12 protein-coding genes and 1 pseudogene are annotated in these 18,021 nt (G+C 67.8%); 11 read left to right on the forward strand and 2 right to left on the reverse strand.

Annotated elements, in window-relative coordinates; translation table 11 throughout:
* Window positions 1-75: 75 nt before the first annotated feature.
* The 7 genes and pseudogenes from ACFO0G_RS07055 (at window position 76) to ACFO0G_RS07085 (ending at window position 10,234) form a co-directional block, all read left to right on the forward strand.
* Window positions 76-780 carry a hypothetical protein gene (locus ACFO0G_RS07055; protein WP_286402969.1) on the forward strand — a complete coding sequence of 235 codons (705 nt, stop codon included), beginning with the start codon at window positions 76-78 and terminating at the stop codon, window positions 778-780.
* Complete coding sequence (locus tag ACFO0G_RS07060) at window positions 777-5,222, forward strand: FtsK/SpoIIIE domain-containing protein (protein ID WP_376976892.1); 4,446 nt, start codon at window positions 777-779, stop codon at window positions 5,220-5,222. Before ACFO0G_RS07055 ends, ACFO0G_RS07060 begins: the two co-directional genes overlap by 4 nt.
* Before the next feature lie 121 nt (window positions 5,223-5,343).
* Window positions 5,344-5,982, forward strand: a complete 639-nt coding sequence (locus tag ACFO0G_RS07065; protein WP_376976893.1) for a hypothetical protein — start codon at window positions 5,344-5,346, stop codon at window positions 5,980-5,982.
* A gap of 110 nt (window positions 5,983-6,092) precedes the next feature.
* The gene (ligA, locus tag ACFO0G_RS07070; RefSeq protein ID WP_376976894.1) at window positions 6,093-8,414 is read left to right on the forward strand and encodes an NAD-dependent DNA ligase LigA; all 2,322 of its coding nucleotides are present in this window, start codon (window positions 6,093-6,095) and stop codon (window positions 8,412-8,414) included.
* A complete protein-coding gene (locus ACFO0G_RS07075; RefSeq protein WP_286402976.1) occupies window positions 8,411-9,220 on the forward strand; it encodes an inositol monophosphatase family protein in 810 nt (269 codons plus the stop codon). Before ligA ends, ACFO0G_RS07075 begins: the two co-directional genes overlap by 4 nt.
* Before the next feature lie 82 nt (window positions 9,221-9,302).
* Window positions 9,303-9,806: a GNAT family N-acetyltransferase gene (locus ACFO0G_RS07080; RefSeq protein WP_376976895.1), complete on the forward strand. Its 504-nt coding sequence runs from the start codon at window positions 9,303-9,305 to the stop codon at window positions 9,804-9,806.
* A 46-nt stretch (window positions 9,807-9,852) separates the two neighbouring features.
* Window positions 9,853-10,234, forward strand: a pseudogene (locus tag ACFO0G_RS07085) (RidA family protein).
* A 10-nt stretch (window positions 10,235-10,244) separates the two neighbouring features.
* Here the strand turns inward: ACFO0G_RS07085 and ACFO0G_RS07090 are convergent.
* Complete coding sequence (locus ACFO0G_RS07090; protein ID WP_286402981.1) at window positions 10,245-10,907, reverse strand: response regulator; 663 nt, start codon at window positions 10,905-10,907, stop codon at window positions 10,245-10,247.
* Window positions 10,900-12,657, reverse strand: a complete 1,758-nt coding sequence (locus tag ACFO0G_RS07095; protein WP_376976896.1) for a sensor histidine kinase — start codon at window positions 12,655-12,657, stop codon at window positions 10,900-10,902. Before ACFO0G_RS07095 ends, ACFO0G_RS07090 begins: the two co-directional genes overlap by 8 nt.
* Window positions 12,658-12,846: 189 nt before the next feature.
* On the opposite strand from ACFO0G_RS07095, the gene ACFO0G_RS07100 reads away from it, so the two are divergent.
* The 4 genes from ACFO0G_RS07100 (at window position 12,847) to gatB (ending at window position 17,834) form a co-directional block, all read left to right on the forward strand.
* Window positions 12,847-14,316, forward strand: a complete 1,470-nt coding sequence (locus tag ACFO0G_RS07100; RefSeq protein WP_376976897.1) for a CitMHS family transporter — start codon at window positions 12,847-12,849, stop codon at window positions 14,314-14,316.
* A gap of 145 nt (window positions 14,317-14,461) precedes the next feature.
* Entirely contained in the window at window positions 14,462-14,758 is a 297-nt protein-coding gene (gatC, locus tag ACFO0G_RS07105; protein ID WP_018763018.1) for an Asp-tRNA(Asn)/Glu-tRNA(Gln) amidotransferase subunit GatC, read from the forward strand.
* 2 nt (window positions 14,759-14,760) lie between these two features.
* The gene (gatA, locus tag ACFO0G_RS07110; RefSeq protein ID WP_376976898.1) at window positions 14,761-16,326 is read left to right on the forward strand and encodes an Asp-tRNA(Asn)/Glu-tRNA(Gln) amidotransferase subunit GatA; all 1,566 of its coding nucleotides are present in this window, start codon (window positions 14,761-14,763) and stop codon (window positions 16,324-16,326) included.
* On the forward strand, window positions 16,326-17,834 hold the full coding sequence (gatB, locus tag ACFO0G_RS07115; protein WP_376976899.1) for an Asp-tRNA(Asn)/Glu-tRNA(Gln) amidotransferase subunit GatB: 1,509 nt from the start codon (window positions 16,326-16,328) through the stop codon (window positions 17,832-17,834). Before gatA ends, gatB begins: the two co-directional genes overlap by 1 nt.
* The last annotated feature ends 187 nt before the right edge of the window (window positions 17,835-18,021 follow it).

Raw genomic sequence — 18,021 nt, forward strand, 5'->3', positions numbered from 1 at the left:
GCTGCGGCACCCGGCAACAGCACACCACCAGTACTCCGGCTACCGGAACAGTTCTGCCTTGAGGAGGCGCGGATCATGGGGGATCTAGCAATAGATTTTTGTGGCGAATGGTATGAGCCATCGGACCAGGACATCTTCAATATCGGCCGCGAGGGCGACCTCGAAGTGGACGACAACCCTTACCTGCACCGGCAGTTCCTGCAGGTGGCCAGGTACGACGGAATCTGGTGGCTTAGCAACGTGGGCAGCATGCTCTCCGCCACCGTTGCCGACGCGTCCGGCGGCATGCAGGCCTGGTTGTCGCCCGGTGCCCGGATTCCGTTGGTCTTCAGCCACACGAACGTGATCTTCACGGCCGGACCCACCACGTACGAGTTCGCCGTGCACCTGAAGACGCCCTCCTTCCGGCAGGAAGCCCCAGAAGGCGCCAGCAGCGGGGACACCACCATCGGCCCGGTGGTCTTCACGGATGCCCAGAAGGCGCTGATCGTGGCGCTCGCCGAGCCGGTGCTTCGGCGCGAAGGGACCGGTTTCAGCACCATCCCGTCCTCCGCGGCCGCGGCCAAGACACTGGGTTGGGCGCTGACCCGCTTCAACCGCAAGCTCGACAACGTCTGCGACAAGCTGGACCGCGTGGGCGTGGTGGGGCTGCGCGGCGGCGGCGGCAAGCTGGCCACCAACCGCCGGGCCCGCCTGGTGGAACACGCCGTCACCACCCACCTGGTGACACCCGATGACCTGTACCTGCTGGAAAAGATGAGGGGCGTGGACGAAGGATGAGGATCCGGCTGACACTCCGCCGTGAACCCGCCGACGCCAAGGACCTGGCCGTCACGGTGGACGGCATGGCCACCGTGGCCGATATCGCCACCGTGCTGTGGGCCGCGGACCCGGACCGCAAGGGCACGCCTGCGCCGGACAACCTGTCCCTGCGGATCGACGAGGCTTTCGTGGGCGCCGGTATCAGCGGCAACATCCTGGCCCGCCAGGACAACCTCCTCGAATCGGGCCTGCGCCCCGGCTCCGTGGTTTCCCTGGCCCAGGTGAGCGAACAGTTCAACGAACCCGGGGCGAACCGGGGGCCGGCAGCGGCCACGCTGCGGGTGCTGTCCGGGCCCGACGTCGGCCGCGAATTTTCGCTGCCCACCGGCACCAGCTACATCGGCCGGGACCGGGACGTGGATATTCGATTGACGGACCCGCTCACCTCCAAGCGGCACGCCCGGATCACGGTGGGCGAGAGCATCGAAATCGTGGACACCAACTCCGCCAACGGCCTCCTCATGGACGGCCTGCCCGTCACCCGCGCCACCCTCAACTCTTCAGACACCGTGACCCTGGGGGACACCACCGTCACCGTGGTGCCGTTGGGACACAACCATGCGGCAGCACCGACGTCGCCCCTGGTGGACTTCAACCGCTCCCCGCGCGTGGTGCCCCGCTTCGAGGTACCCAAGCGCGTCCTTCCCTCCGGGCCCAAGCGGCCTGAGGACCAGCCATTCCCGTACATCATGCTGGTGGCGCCGTTGATGATGGGCGCCGTCATTTTCGCGGTTACGCAGAACGTGCTGTCCATGGTGTTCATGCTGATGATGCCCCTGTTCATCGTGGGCCACTACGTTGATACGAAGATGCGGACCCGGAAGCAGCAGAAGGAGCAGCTCAAGCAGTTCCGGGCCTCCATGGCCGCCTTCCGGCAGGACCTCACCGAGCTGCAGCAGGTGGAACGGGCAGTCCGGCTGCAGGAGGCGCCGTCCGTCAGCGACACCGTGGACGCCATCTACAAGCTTGGGCCGCTGCTGTGGACGCACCGGCCGGAGCACTCCTCCTTCCTTGGCCTGCGCTTTGGGCTGGGGACCGCGCCCTCCCGCATCCCGCTGGAAGAACCCTCCAACAACGACACCGAGGTCCAGTACGCCCGTGAAATCCAGGACTGCATCAAGCAGTTCAGCGAGATCGAAGGCGTTCCCGTGGTCTCCCAGCTGCGCACCTCGGGCGCCCTCGGCATCGCCGGCGCCCGAGGCCTGGTGGACGACGTTGCCCGCGGCATGGTGCTGCAGCTGGTGGGGCTGCATTCACCCGCCGAGGTGGTCCTGACAGCCATTACGTCCGCCCAGTCCCGGGAGCGCTGGAACTGGCTGCAGTGGCTGCCGCACGTGGGCTCGGGCCACAGCCCCTTGGGCGGGGACCACCTTGCTGCCGGTTCGGCCGGCGGTTCGTCACTGCTGGCCCGCCTCGAGGACCTGGTGGACGCCCGCGAGGCAGCAGCCAAGCGGACCGCCCCGGACCTGCGCCCCGGCATCGACCCCGTCAAGCATGAGCTCGAGGAACCCGTCCTGCCGTCCGTCTTGGTCATCGTGGAAGACGACGCCCCCGTGGACCGCGGCCGCCTCACCCGGCTGGCGGAACGGGGTCCCGATACAGGCATCCACGTCCTGTGGGTGGCCACCGACATCCAGGCGCTCCCTGCAGCCTGCCGCGACTTCATGGTGGTGGACGGGGACCACGGCACCACCACCGGCCAGGTCCGCCTCGGCCGGCACACCTACCCGGTCAGCTGCGAAAGCGTGGACGCCGAACTCGCCGCCCAGCTCGCCCGGATGCTGGCCCCCGTGGTGGACGTGGGCAAGCCCGTCAACGACGACTCCGACCTGCCCAGGGCCGTCTCCTACGCCACCCTGATTGGCAAGGACTTCCTGGACAACCCGGAGGCCGTGGCGGAGCGTTGGACGGAGAACAATTCCGTGCACGCTACGTCAGTGGCCAACCGCAAGGACAACGGCACACTCCGGGCCCTGGTGGGGTCAAAAGGCATTGAACCGCTCTACCTGGACCTCAAGAACGAGGGCCCGCACGCGCTGGTGGGCGGTACCACCGGCGCCGGCAAGTCCGAGTTCCTGCAGTCCTGGGTGATGGGCATGGCCGCGGCCTACAGCCCGGACCGGGTCAGCTTCCTGTTCGTGGACTACAAGGGCGGCGCCGCATTTGCGGACTGCATCAACCTTCCGCACACCGTTGGGCTGGTGACGGACCTGTCCCCGCACCTGGTGCGCCGGGCCCTCACCTCGCTGCGCGCCGAGCTGCACTACCGTGAGCAGCTGCTGAACCGGAAGAAGGCCAAGGACCTGCTGGCCCTGCAACGGGAGGCCGACCCCGAGGCTCCGCCGTACCTGATCATCATCGTGGACGAGTTCGCGGCCCTGGCCAACGACGTTCCCGAGTTCGTGGACGGCGTGGTGGACGTGGCCGCCCGCGGCCGATCCCTGGGCCTGCACCTGATCCTTGCCACCCAGCGGCCGGCCGGCGTCATCAAGGACAACCTGCGCGCCAACACCAACCTCCGCGTTGCCTTGCGCATGGCGGACGAGGACGACGCCACCGACATCCTCGGCGTCCCGGACGCGGCCTACTTCGACCCCGCCATTCCGGGGCGCGGCGCCGCCAAGACCGGGCCGGGCCGCATCCAGGGGTTCCAGACCGGCTATGCCGGCGGCTGGACCACGGACAAGCCGCAACGGCCGCAGATCGACATCGTGGAGATGGCCTTCGGCTCCGGTCCCAGCTGGGAAGCGCCCGCACCGGACAAGCCCGTGGCCCAGGAACCGGCCGGCCCCAACGACATCGCCAGGATGACCTCCACCATCGTGCACGCCGCGGACCGCCTTGCCATCCAGCCGCCCCGCAAGCCGTGGCTGGACGAACTGGCCAAGACCTACGACTTTTCCAAGCTCCCCAACCCCCGCACCGACGAACAGCTCCTGCTCGGTGTGGCCGATGATCCCGTCCACCAGGACCAGCCCACTGTGTTCTACGAACCGGACAGGGACGGCAACATGGCCATCTATGGTACCGGTGGCTCGGGGAAGTCTGCCGCCCTGCGCGGCATTGCCATTGCTGCCGCGGTCACCCCGCGCGGCGGCCCCGTGCACGTGTACGGCATCGACTGTGGCTCCGCCGGGCTGCGGATGCTGGAGGAGCTTCCGCACGTGGGCGAGATAATCAACGGCGACGACGTGGAACGCGTTGGGCGGCTGCTGCGGCTCCTGCGGGACATCGCAGAGCTGCGCTCGGCGCAGTTCGCCGAGGTCCGTGCCTCCACCATCGTGGAGTACCGGAAGCTGGCCAACCGGCCGGACGAGAAGCGCATCTTCGTGCTGGTGGACGGCATGTCCGCCTTCCGCGAGGCCTACGAGCACAGCAAGCTCTCCGGGCTCTGGGACATCTTCCTGCAGCTGGCCACGGACGGCCGCACCCTGGGCATCCACCTGGTGGTGACGGGGGACCGGCCCAACGCCGTGCCCGCGTCGCTGCTGGCCTCCATCCAGCGGAGGCTGGTCCTGCGCCTGTCCAACGAGGACGACTACATTTCCATGGATGTGCCCAGGGACGTCCTGACCGCAAACTCGCCTCCGGGCCGCGGACTCCTGGACGGACTCGAAGTGCAGCTGGCCGTCCTGGGCGGCAACTCGAACCTGGCACTGCAGGCCCGGGAAGTCCACAAGCTCAGCGAAGCGATGCTGCGGCAGGGGCTGGGCACCGCCCCTGGCATCGAGCGGCTTCCGGAGCAGGTGGACCTGGACGTCCTTCCCGCCGGCAGCCCGGACCTGCCCGTCATCGGCGTGGACGACGAATCACTGCAGCCGGCCGAGATCATGGCACGCGGCCCGCTGCTGCTGGCGGGCCCGCCGGGAGCCGGGCGGACCGTGGCCCTGGTCACCCTGGCCTACGCGCTGCGCCGGTCCAACCCCGCTACCGAGCTGATCTACCTCGGGTCCCGCCGGTCCGCCGTCGCGTCCCTTCCGATCTGGAACCGCTCCGTGGTGGGCCCGGACGATCTCGCCGAGGTGGTGGAGGACCTGGTGGAGCACTCCACCGGGAACCCGGGAACGGTGGCCTTCTTCATCGAAGGCCTGACCGAGTTCACCGACACCATCGCCGAATCGGGCATGGCGCAGCTGGTCACCGCGTCGCTGAAGGCGGACCAGTGGGTGGTGGGCGAGTCCGAGTCCTCCACCTGGTCCAGTGCCTGGCAGCTTGCCCAGCCGTTCAAATCCGGCCGGCGCGGACTGCTGCTCAACCCTGGGGACATCGAGGGCGACAGCCTGCTCAATACCTCCCTGGGCCGGGTCAGTCCGGAGTTCATCCCCGGCCGCGGCTACGTGGTGGGACGCGGCAAAGCACGGAAGATCCAGGTGGCGCTGCCGCCTGAAAACCGGGACTGAACAGGCCCGATAACTGCGGGGCCGCCACAGCTGCGGATTTGCGGCCCCGCAGGGCGCTGTAGAAGACTACCGGGGACACCAGAAAGCCGTGGTGGGGGGCTGCGCGCATCGAAAGGTAGCAATGACCCCGTCCGCACCGTTCCGCCACGCCGTTTCGACGACCGCATCCGCAGCCGTCCTGGCCCTCGCCTTTGGCTTCTTCCCAACCGGCCCGGCTCTTGCCGCCACCACCGCACCCTCGCCCACTCCGGCGTCGGGCACGCAGTCCACGGACTGCGGGCTGGTTTGCCTTCCCATCCTTGCCGGCAGCCCGGACACCGGCCAGAATGGACGGCCGCGGAAGTCCAAGGAACCTGCTCCGCCGCCCGCCCAGCCGGCGCCCCCTGCCGAGCCGCCCGCCCAGCCCGCCCAACCCCAGCCTCCCCAGGCGGATACGACCCCGCAGCCCGATGCCCCGGCACCTGATCCGGCCGCAATCCCGGCCACCGCGCCGGCCGTCCCGGCTGAGCCTGCCCCTGACACTGCCTCGGCCGCCGCAGGTTACCGGCCTCCCACCGGACCCTCCAGCGGCCAGGACTGGAACAGCCCGGTCACCCGGTCCGCCGCGCCTGCCCAGTTGGCTGCTGCAGCTCCCGCAGGTGGCCAGGGACCCAACGGCCCGGCGCTGCTGCCCATCGTCGCCGGAACGGTGCTGCTGGCAGTGTCCGCCGGAGCCTTCGCGTGGTGGACCCGGAACCGCAACCGGCTCCGGGTCCACTGAGCTGATCCTGCGCAACACCGCTTGGCTGCGGCGCTTTCGGGCTGCAACGCGTCCTGCCTGCCGCGCGGGCCTGCCGGGTGGCTGTCGGAGGTGTAAGGCAAGATAGGTCTGTGAGCACAGGACCAGGACCCGCAGAAAAGACCGACGCCCGGCCCCCGGCACCGCACGAACCAGAGGCGGTCCCCACCGAGGCCATCCGCGAGGAATACGAAAACCTTGCGGACCTGGTGCGGAAGTACCGGTTCGCGTACTACCAGGAGGACGCGCCGCTGGTATCGGACGCCGAATTCGACGCCCTTTTCCGCCGGCTCGAGGAGATCGAGGCGCTGCACCCGGAACTGGTGGCCAACGATTCACCTACCCAGGAAGTGGGCGGCGAGGTCTCCGCAGCGTTCGCGCCGGTGGAACACCTGCAGCGAATGTACAGCCTGGAGGACGTCTTCTCGCTGGAAGAGCTTGAAGCCTGGCTCAACCGGGCCGAGGCCAGCATCGAAAAAATCGGTGACGGCGGCGCCACGGCAGCCTGGCTGACCGAACTCAAGATCGACGGCCTGGCCGTCAACCTCCTATACCGGGACGGCAAGCTGGTGCGCGCTGCCACCCGCGGTGACGGCACCACGGGTGAGGACATCACCCACAACCTCCTCACCATCAAGGAAATCCCGCAGGAACTGCGCGGCAGCAGCTTCCCGGCCGAGATGGAGGTGCGCGGTGAAGTCTTCATCCCCTCCAAGGCCTTCGCGGAGTTCAACGAAGCACTGATCGAAGCCGGCAAGGCCCCGCTGGCCAACCCCCGGAACGCCGCAGCCGGGTCGCTGCGCCAGAAGGACCCGGCCGAGACGGCCAAGCGGCCGCTGAAGATGTTCGTCCACGGCATCGGCGCCCGGGAGGGGCTTGTTGCCGGCAGCCAGTCGGAAACGTATGGGCTGCTCAAGGAATGGGGCCTGCCTGTCAGCCCGTATTTCGAGGTACTGGAAACCCGCGACGATGTCCTGGGCTTCATCAAGCGGTACGGCGACCAGCGCCACAAGCTGCTCCATGAGATCGACGGCATCGTGATCAAGGTGGATGACTTCGTCACCCAGCGGGCCCTGGGCAACACCACCCGCGTTCCCCGCTGGGCCGTGGCCTACAAGTACCCGCCGGAGGAAGTCCACACCAAGCTGCTGGACATCCAGGTCAACGTGGGCCGAACCGGACGCGTCACCCCCTACGGCGTCATGGAGCCGGTCAAGGTTGCCGGTTCCACCGTGGAGATGGCCACCCTGCACAACCAGGACGTGGTCAAAGCCAAGGGCGTCAAGATCGGCGACATCGTCATCCTGCGGAAGGCGGGCGACGTCATTCCGGAGATCGTGGGCCCGGTCCTGAACCTCCGTGACCAGCAGGACCCGCCCGTACGCGACTTTGTCATGCCTACCGAATGCCCCTCCTGCGGAACACCGCTGGCCCCGGCCAAGGAAGGGGACGTGGATGTCCGCTGCCCCAACGCCAGGTCCTGCCCGTCACAGCTGCGCGAGCGGGTGTTCCATGTAGCCGGCCGGGGTGCCTTCGATATCGAGGCCCTGGGTTGGGAAGCGGCCATCGCACTGACCCAGCCCACCGAACCCGAGGTGCCGCCGCTGACCTCCGAAGCACGGCTCTTCGACCTCACCCCCGAGGACCTGGCCGACGTCAGGATCCGGCGCGAGAAAAAGGCCAAGGGAGTCCCTACGGGCGAGTACGAGCTGGTGCCCTACTTCTTCAGCAAGGGCACCGCCAAGTCGCCGTCCAAGCCCACGGCCACTACGCAGAAGCTCTTCAAGGAACTCGAAAAGGCCAAGACGCAGCCCCTGTGGCGCGTCCTGGTTGCCTTGTCCATCCGGCACGTTGGTCCCCGCGCATCCCGGGCCCTGGCACAGGCGTTCGGCTCCATGGACCGCATCCGCGCAGCCTCCCAGGAGGAACTGGCCCACGTGGACGGGGTGGGGCCCACCATCGCCGCCGCCCTGAAGGAATGGTTCGCCGAGGACTGGCACGTGGAGATCATCGACCGTTGGGCCGCCGCTGGGGTGCGCATGGAGGACGAGCAGGACGAGTCCATGCCACGCACCCTCGAAGGGCTCACCGTGGTGGTCACCGGCTCCCTGCCCAACTTCAGCCGCGACGAGGCCAAGGAAGCCATCCTGCTCCGGGGCGGTAAGGCCGCGGGCTCCGTTTCCAAGAACACCAGCTACGTCGTGGCCGGCGAAAGCGCCGGCACCAAGCTGGACAAGGCAGAACAGCTGGGAATCCGCGTGCTCGACGAGGACGGGTTCCGGCAATTGCTCGACGGCGGCCCGGCAGCGTTGGGTGACGGCGGCAACGAAGAGGCGACCGTGCCGGCCACTGCGGGGGAGGACACTGTCGAGGAAAACACTGTCGGGGAGAACACTGTCGAGGAGAACGCATGACGTCCGCTTCGGAGCTCCTGGAGGTGGCCAAAGAGGCCGCCGCGGCAGGCGCGAAGGTCCTGTCCGGCCGGAATGGCAACGCCCTGGACGCGAGCAACAAGGGAGCGGCGGGGGACTGGGTGACCGCCTACGACGTCGCTGCCGAGAGTGCCGTGCGGGATGTCATTTCCGCTGCCCGTCCAGGCGACAGCGTCACGGGTGAGGAACAGGGAACCACCCGCGCTGCCCACCCCAGCGGCTACCGCTGGTCCATCGACCCCCTGGACGGCACCACCAACTTCATCCGCAACATCGTCTACTACGCCACCTCAGTGGCAGTTGCCGATGCTGATGGCGTTTGGCAGGCCGGCGTCGTCAACGCCCCTGCCCTGGGCCGGGTGTACTACGCTGCCCGCGGCCACGGTGCGTGGCTGGAGGAGCGGGGCACCGTCACCAGGCTCGACGGACCGGTTCCGGGGCGCGCCGGGCAGATCCTGGCCACCGGGTTCAGCTATGAGCCGGAAATCCGCGTCCAACAGGCTGCGGCCTTCGGTACCCTGATGGACGGCTTTGCCGATGTCCGCCGCCTTGGGTCCGCCGCCCTGGACCTGTGCATGGTGGCGGATGGAACCCATGACGCCTACGGCGAGCGGGGGCTGAACGAGCACGACTTCTCGGCCGGCGCCCTGATCGCGGAGGAAGCCGGCTGCTGGGTGCGCAGGCCACGCCTCACCAGCCCCCTCGACGGCGGCCCCACCGACGACGAGCGCCTGGACGCCTGGACCTGCGCCGCCAGCCTGGAACTGTCCGGCAAGTTCCCGCTCTGAGCTTCGCGCACCTACTGATAGTTCGATCACGGAAAGCGCGTTTCCGCCGGAGGGGAGGCGCGCGGGCTACTACCATTGACGGGTGCACAACCAGTTGACCATCCGTCCCGCCGTCAAGGCCGATTTCGACGCCGTTGCCCGCATCACCGGCGACTCCTACCTGTCCGCCGGCTACTTCGACGACGCCGCCCACCCGTACATGGTCAAGATCATGGACGTTGCGGCCCGCGCCGAGCAGGCCACCATCTGGGTGGCAGAACGGGAAGGAACCGTCATCGGTTCGGTCACCCTGGCGCTGGCCGGGGAACCGTACGCGGACATCGCCCAGCAGGACGAGCTGGAATTCCGCATGCTGGTGGTGGACCCGGCCGTGCAGCGCAGCGGTGCCGGCAAGGCCATGGTGGATGCCATCCTCAGCTATGCGAAAACCCTTCCCGGCATCAAGGGAGTGTCCCTCACCACCGGCCAGGCCTGGGAAAGCGCCCACGGCCTGTACCGCAAGACCGGGTTCCAGCGCGTGCCCGAGCGGGACTGGTTCGTTCCCGGCACCGACACAAAACTGCTGGTTTATCGGCGCGACCTGTAGCAGCCCTACAGTGGTGGCGACCCATTCCAGCTTTGAAAGGCCCACCATGCGCAAAACCTTCGGCAGCGGATCCGTCTGGGAACAGACCCTCGGTTACTCCCGTGCCGTCCAGGTGGACAACACCCTCTACATCTCAGCCCACCGCTGCCAGCGGCGAGGACGGCGTGGTGGGGGATGACTTCTACACCCAGACCCAGTACATCCTGCAGAAACTCGGCAAGGTCCTGGCCGACGCCGGCTTCGCCTACGAGGACGTGGTGCAGTCCAAGCTGTACCTGACGGACATCAGCAAGTGGGAAGAGGCCGGCCGGGCCCACGGCGAAGTGTTTGGCGGGATCCGTCCTACCCTCTCCCTGGTCCACGTGCTCCCGTTCCTGGACCCGAAGATGCTTGTCGAGATCGAACTGGTCGCCCAGAAGAGCGCGTAGTTTTCCTGCCCTACCTTCCCGGCAGGCCGTAGCGGTGCTCCGGCCTGCCGGTGGTGCCGTAGCGGAGCTGGATGTCCACCGCGCCGTCGTCGGCCAGGGACGACAGGTAGCGCTGGGCGGTGGCGCGCGAGACGCCCACCCGGGAGGCCACCTCGGCGGCAGAGTACTGCTCGCCCGGGGCCAGTGATTCCAGCACCGCGGCCTCCGTTGCGGAGCGGGGTTTCGACGACGGCGTGACGTCTCCCGGAATCAGCGACCGTTTCGCGCGTTCCACCGCCTCCTGGTCCAATGCCCCGGGCTGGCCCAGGAGGCGCCGGTAACGGGCGTAAGAGCGCAGCTGCTGCGACAGCGACTCCGACGTGAAGGGCTTGAGCAGGTACCCCAGGGCCCCACGGCGGAACGCCACCCGGACCGACGCCGGATCGGAGGCGGCGCTGAGAATGATCGTGTCCACATCCAACTGCTGGAGAAGGTCCAGGCCGGAGGCGTCCGGAAGGTACACATCCAGGAGCACCAGGTCCGGCCGCAGGCTGTGTATGGCTTGCAGTGCCAGCGACGCCGTGCCAACGGGCGCCAGGGCAAGGAAGCCTGCCACAGAATCCACATAGGCGGCGTGCAGCTTGGCCACGTGGAAGTCGTCGTCCACGATCAGGACCCGAAAATCGTCAGCCATTCTTTTCCTTTCCGGCTTCCCCCGTGGTCTTTAATGTGGGGCTTCCCGCCGTCGTGTGCGGAAGGGTCGCCATGAACACGGCGCCGGGCCCACCCCTGCCCCCGCGTTCCAGCACCTTCACGTCGCCGCCCCGGCGGCGCGCCAACTGGCGCGCCAGCGCCAGCCCAAAGCCCTGCCCGCCGCCGGCACGCACCGGCCCGGAGGCCGTTGTAAAACCTTCGGCAAACACGCTTTCCGTGTCGGTGCCCTCTGCCAACCCGTCACCCGAGTCCGCCACCACCATGTGCAGGGTGCCGCCGTCGTCGCCCGGCTCATCCAGCACCTCCAGCTCAACCCAGCGGTCCCTTGAGGACCCCGCCACGGCGGCGTTGACTGCGTTGTCGATCAGGTTGCCCAGCACGGTGGTCACATCCTGGGCTTCGGTCACCTGCCCGCGGACCAGGGTCTCAGGGCCGATGCGCAGCGCAACCCCGCGTTCGTCCGCTTCCACGCCCTTGGCACCCACGAACGCCTGCAGGTACGGGTCCTGGAGCAGCTCGGCCTGGTCCACCGGGAACTTCAGCGGGCCGGTGGCTGCAAGCCCTGCAAGGTAGTCGCGCGCTTCCTGGTGCTGTCCGATGCCCAGGAAGCCGGCAAGGGTGTGCAGCTGGTTGGCGAACTCGTGCCGCTGGGCGCGCAGCGCGGTGGACATGGTGCCGACGGCGTCGAGTTGCCGCGTCAGCTCCTGCAGTTCCGTGCGGTCGCGCAGCATGACCACCCAGCCAAGGTCCTCCCGGCGGTGCAGGGCCTTGCGCGCATTCACCACCAGCACCCGGCCGCCGGCCACGAGCTCGAGGGCGTCAGGTGTTGAAACCGCGCTGGTGGAAACGCCAGGACCGGCAGTTGCAGACGCCGGCCGGGTCAGGGACTTCAGCTGTTCGGGGACCGGCGCGTCCTCCCAGCGGGATCCGGACAAGTCCGGCAAATCAAGCAGCCGCTGCGCCGCGGCGTTGAAGACGCTGACCCGCCCGTCGGCACTGACGCCGATGACGCCGTCGTCAACGCCCTGCAGCACCGCCACCTGGTCGTGGACCAGCGTGCTGATCTCCTCCGGTTCCAACCCCAGGGTGAGGCGCTGCAGGCGGCGGCGCAGCAGGAATGACCCCAGGATCCCGGCGAGCAGGGCACCCGCGGCCGTCAGGGCAACGGGACCGATGTCGCGCGCCACACTCTGGGCCACGGTTTCCATGGAGTAGCCCACGCTCACCTCGCCCACCACCGTGCTGGTGCCCGGCGCATACACGGGAACCTTCGCCCCGGCGGAAGGTCCCAGCGTTCCGGTGTTCCGGGTGGTGATCTCCTGCCCGGACAATGCCTCGGAAGGATCGGTGCTCACCTTTTCGCCAAGCCGTTGCGGATCCGGATGGGCCAGCCGGATGCCCGTTTCGTCGGTGATCACCACGAACAGCGCCCCGGTCCGGGTGCGCGCCGCCTCCGCCGACGCCTGCAGCGGACCGGCCAGGAGCTCGGCCGGCGGGGGAGTGCCGGGCTTGTCGCTGATGGCGAGTACGTCGGCGCGGACCTCCGGATCGGAGGCCACCGTCCGGGCCAGCGTCAATGCCTGGTTCTCCGCGTCGCTGCCCACCCGGTCGTAGGTCAGCCAGGCGTGAACGGCAGTGCTCAGCAGCACCACCAGCAGCACCACGGCCAGCTGGAGCAGCAGCGTCTGGGTGGAAAACCGCAGCGGCTGCCGGGACGTGGATCGCTGCATTCATCCTCCTTGACGGGTCTGGCGGTGGTGGTTATCAGTGCGAAAGCGCGGTGAGCACAATGAGCAAAATGCTCCCAATAAGCAGTATGCCAATCAATTGAGCCAAAGGCGCTGCCGTGACGGCCGCCACCCTACAGTCTGTAGCACGCATCACAACGCTGTGGTGCTGTTCACAAGAAGGAGCCGGCTGTGCTGGTAATACTTGGATTCGCCATGATCGCGGTTTTCATGGTGCTGATCATGACGAAGAAGTTGACGCCAGTGCTGGCGTTGATCATCGTCCCTACTGTTTTTGGCCTGTTCGCCGGCGCCGGCCTGGGCATCGGCGACATGGTGATGGACTCCATGAAGTCCATGACCTCCACCGCGGCCCTGCTGATGTTCGCCATCATCTACTTCGGCCTGATGATCGACGTCGGGCTCTTTGACCCGCTGGTGAAGTTCATCCTCCGCAAACTGGGCAACGACCCCGCCAAGGTTGTCCTGGGCACCGCCATCCTGGCCGCTGCCGTGTCCCTGGACGGTGACGGGTCCACCACCTTCATCCTCACCACCGCAGCCATGCTGCCGGTCTACCTGCGCCTCAAGATGAGCCCCGTGGTCCTCACCTGCGTGGCCGGCCTGGCCAACGGCACCATGAACATCCTGCCCTGGGGCGGCCCCACGGCCCGTGCCGCCACCGCCCTGAAGATCGACGTCAACGACGTCTTCGTCCCCATGATCCCGTCCCTCGTCGCCGGCCTGGTCGTCGTTTTCGCCTTCTCCTGGCTGCTGGGCCTGCAGGAACGCAACCGCCTCCGCGCCACCGCCCCCGAGATCTGGGGCGTGCCGGACACTGCAGAAGAGTTCGACGGCGGCACCTCCGCAGGTGCCTCCGGAACCGGCGCTTCCGGTACCGGCCGTGGCCGCAAGGGCGGCACCCCCGGCGGAGCAGCCCCCGCCGGTGGTTCGGTGGCAGTCCTGGACCGCACCGAGACCCTGGTGGACGAGCACGACACCGCCATGGCGGACACCGCGCTCGACCCCAACCGCAGCACCCTGCGCCCCAAGCTGTTCTGGTTCAACCTGGCCCTGACCGTCGCCGTCATGGTGGTGCTTGTCGCCAACGTCATTCCGCTGCCGTTCGTGTTCATGGTGGGCGCCGCAATCGCCCTGCTGGTTAACTTCCCCAAGGTCAAGGACCAGGGCGCCCAGCTGATTGCGCACGCACCGTCCATCGTCGCCGTGGTCAGCATGGTCATGGCCGCCGCCGTCCTCACCGGCGTCCTCAAGGGCACCGGCATGGTGGAAGCCATGTCTGCGTGGCTGGTCCAGATCATTCCCACCTCCATGGGCCCGTTCATGGCGGTCATCACCGGTGTGCTCAGCATCCCCATGACGTTCTTCATGAGCAATGACGCGTTCTACTTCGGCGTCCTGCCGGTCCTGAGCGAAACCGCAGCCCACTACGGGGTCGGCGCCGCCGACATGGCCCGCGCCTCCATCACGGGCCAGCCCTTCCACCTGCAGAGCCCCCTGGTTCCGGCCATCCTGCTGCTGGTCTCGCTGGCCAAGGTGGACCTGGGCGACCACCACAAGAAGGTCCTCTGGCGCACCGCCGTCATCTCCCTGGTGATGCTCGGCGTCGGGATGCTTACCGGAGCCATTGGAATCGGCTAGTCTATAGCTGCCCGTGCTCCTGTCCCCGAGGCAGGCCGGGTATCGAAGGTGCCCGTCTGACGCCCGCTGGGGGATGTCAGACGGGCATCTGCGTTTCCGCACTAGACTGGATCGGAAAACAATTCGAACTTTGCAGGGGAGATCCATGGCTGCGATCAACCGTGACGACGTCGCGCATCTCGCGCGGCTCGCTCACATCGAGATGAGTGCCGAAGAGCTGGACAGGATGGCCGGCGAGCTCGCCGTCATCGTGGATTCGGTCAAGTCCGTCAGCGAGGCCGCGGGGGACGACGTCCCGGCCACCTCGCACCCCATCCCGCTCACCAACGTGTTCCGCGACGACGTCGTGGGCCACACCTTCACGGCGGAACAGGCTCTCTCCGGCGCCCCGGACTCCGATGACAACCGTTTCAAGGTCCCGGCCATCCTGGATGAGGCATAGACATGACTGACAAGACCACCAGCGGCGACATCCTGATCCGGCTTTCCGCCGCGCAGCTTGCCGAGAAACTCCACGCCGGCGAAGTCACCGCCGTCGAAGCCACTCAGGCCTACCTGGACCGCATCGCCGCCGTCGACGGCCAGGTCAACGCCTTCCTGCACGTCAACGCCGAGGAAGCGCTCGCCGTCGCCGCAGAGGTGGACGCCATCCGCGCCGCCGGCGGTGCCGAAGCCGAGGCCCTGCACTACCTGGCCGGCGTTCCCATCGCCGTGAAGGACCTGATTGTCACCATCGGCCAGCCCACCACGGCGGGCTCGAAGATCCTCGAAGGTTGGCACAGCCCGTACGATGCCACCGTCGTCGAGCGCCTGCGTGCCGCCAAGATGCCCATCCTGGGCAAGACCAACCTGGACGAGTTCGCCATGGGCTCCTCCACCGAGCACTCCGCCTACGGCCCAACCCGCAACCCCTGGGACCTGGACCGGATCCCCGGCGGCTCCGGCGGTGGCTCCGCTGCCGCCGTCGCCGCTTTCGAGGCACCCTTGGCCCTGGGCACGGACACCGGCGGCTCCATCCGCCAGCCCGGCGCCGTCACCGGAACCGTTGGTGTGAAGCCCACCTACGGCAGCGTTTCCCGCTACGGCGCCATCGCCATGGCATCCTCCCTGGACCAGATTGGCCCCGTCACCCGCACCGTCCTGGACTCCGCGCTCCTGCACCAGGTCATCGGCGGGCACGATCCCCGCGACTCCACCTCGCTGCCCGAACCCCTCGCAGACCTCGTTGCCGCCGCGAAGACCGGCAACGTGGAGGGCCTGCGGATCGGCATCATCAAGGAACTGCACGGCGAGGGCTACCAGGCCGGCGTCGAAAACCGCTTCAACGACGCCCTGGAGCTGCTCAAGGAGGCCGGCGCGGAGATCGTGGAGGTCTCCTGCCCCAACTTCCAGTACGCCCTGGGCGCCTACTACCTGATCATGCCGTCCGAGGCCTCCTCCAACCTGGCCAAGTTCGACGGCGTCCGGTACGGCCTGCGCGTCCTCCCCGAAGAGGGCCCCATGACCATCGAACGCGTCATGGGTGCCACCCGCGCCGCCGGCTTCGGCGACGAGGTCAAGCGCCGCATCATCCTGGGCACCTACGCCCTGTCCGCCGGCTACTACGATGCCTACTACGGCTCTGCCCAGAAGGTCCGCACGCTGGTGCAGCGGGACTTCGAGGCCGCCTTTGAAAAGGCCGACGTGCTGATCTCGCCCACCGCCCCCACCACGGCGTTCCCGCTCGGCGAAAAACTGGACGATCCGCTGGCCATGTACCTCAACGACGTCGCAACCATCCCCGCCAACCTTGCCGGCGTCCCCGGCCTGTCGCTGCCCGGCGGCCTGGCCGACGAAGACGGGCTGCCCGTTGGCATCCAGCTGCTGGCCCCGGCCCGCGAAGACGCCCGCCTGTACCGGGTGGGCGCGGTCCTGGAATCGCTGCTCGAAGCCAAGTGGGGCGGCCCGCTGCTGGCGCAGGCTCCCGACCTCGCCGCTGCCGGAACCCTCGAAACCCAGGAGGCAAAATAATGAGCACTGACGACATCCTGAGCTTCGAAGAGGCCATGGAGAAGTACGATCCCGTCCTGGGGTTCGAGGTCCACGTGGAGCTGAACACCAAGACCAAGATGTTCTCTTCTGCCCCGAACGTCTTCGGCGACGAGCCCAACACCAACGTCAATGAGGTGGACCTCGGCATGCCCGGCGTCCTGCCCGTGGTGAACCGGACCGCGATCGAGTCATCCATCAAGATCGGCCTGGCGCTGAACTGCAAGATCGCCGAATCCTGCCGCTTCGCCCGGAAGCAGTACTTCTACCCGGACACTCCCAAGAACTTCCAGACCTCCCAGTACGACGAGCCCATCGCGTACGACGGCTACCTGGATATCGAGCTTGAGGACGGCACCGTGTTCCGCGTGGAGATCGAGCGCGCGCACATGGAGGAGGACGCCGGCAAGCTGACCCACATGGGCGGTGCGACCGGCCGCATCCACGGCGCCGACTTCTCCCTGGTGGACTACAACCGTGCCGGTGTTCCGCTGGTGGAAATCGTCACCAAGCCCATCGAGGGCGCCGGGTCCCGCGCACCGGAGCTGGCCAAGGCGTACGTGGCCGCTGTCCGCGAGATCGTGAAGAACCTGGGCGTCTCCGATGCCAAGATGGAACGTGGCAACGTCCGCTGCGACGCCAACGTCTCGCTGCGCCCGCACGGCCGCGAACGGTTCGGCATCCGGTCCGAAACCAAGAACGTGAACTCGCTGCGTGCCGTCGAGCACGCTGTCCGCTACGAAATCCAGCGGCACGCCGCCGTCCTGGACTCCGGCAACCCCGTTGTCCAGGAAACCCGCCACTGGCACGAGGACACCCGGACCACCACCTCCGGCCGGCCCAAGTCCGACGCCGACGACTACCGCTACTTCCCGGAACCGGACCTGGTTCCCGTGGTCGCCTCCCGGGAATGGGTGGAGGAACTGCGTGCAACCCTGCCCGAGCCGCCCGCCGAGCGCCGCAAGCGGCTCAAGGCCGACTGGGGCTACTCGGACCTGGAGTTCCGCGACGTGGTTAACGCCGGCGTCCTGGACGAGATCGAGGAGACCATTGCCGCCGGCGCCTCCGCATCCGTGGCGCGCAAGTGGTGGATGGGCGAGATCGTGGGCCGCGCCAAGGCCGCCGATGTTGACCCTGGCCAGCTGGGCGTCAGCCCCGCCACCGTCGTGGAGCTGAGCCGGATGGTGGAGGCCGGCAAGATCAACAACAAGATGGCCTCCCAGGTGCTGGACGGCGTGCTCGCCGGTGAAGGTACCCCGGAAGAGATCGTCGAAAAGCGCGGCCTCGCCGTGGTGTCCGACGACGGCCCCCTCCTGGAAGCCATCGACGCCGCACTCGCCGCGCAGCCCGACGTCGCGGAGAAGATCCGCGGCGGCAAGGTGCAGGCCATCGGTGCGATCGTGGGCGGGGTCATGAAGGCCACCCGCGGCCAGGCCGACGCAGCCCGCGTCCGTGAACTGATCCTGGAGAAGCTGGGCGTCACCGTCTAGCAGGTCCACCCGACTGGGTCGCAGTTGTTGTCGTTTTGAGCCCTCATAACGACAACAACTGCGACCCAGTTGCGCTTTAAGTACTCAGATGCCTGCCGCTGAAAGTACCCGTGGTTGAGCGTGCACCGCCGCACTTACACTGGAGGCCACGGGGCGCTGATGCCCCCGGCTTTGAGCTGCGGCGCGA

This window comes from Arthrobacter sedimenti, assembly GCF_042652025.1.
GTDB lineage: Bacteria > Actinomycetota > Actinomycetes > Actinomycetales > Micrococcaceae > Arthrobacter > Arthrobacter sedimenti.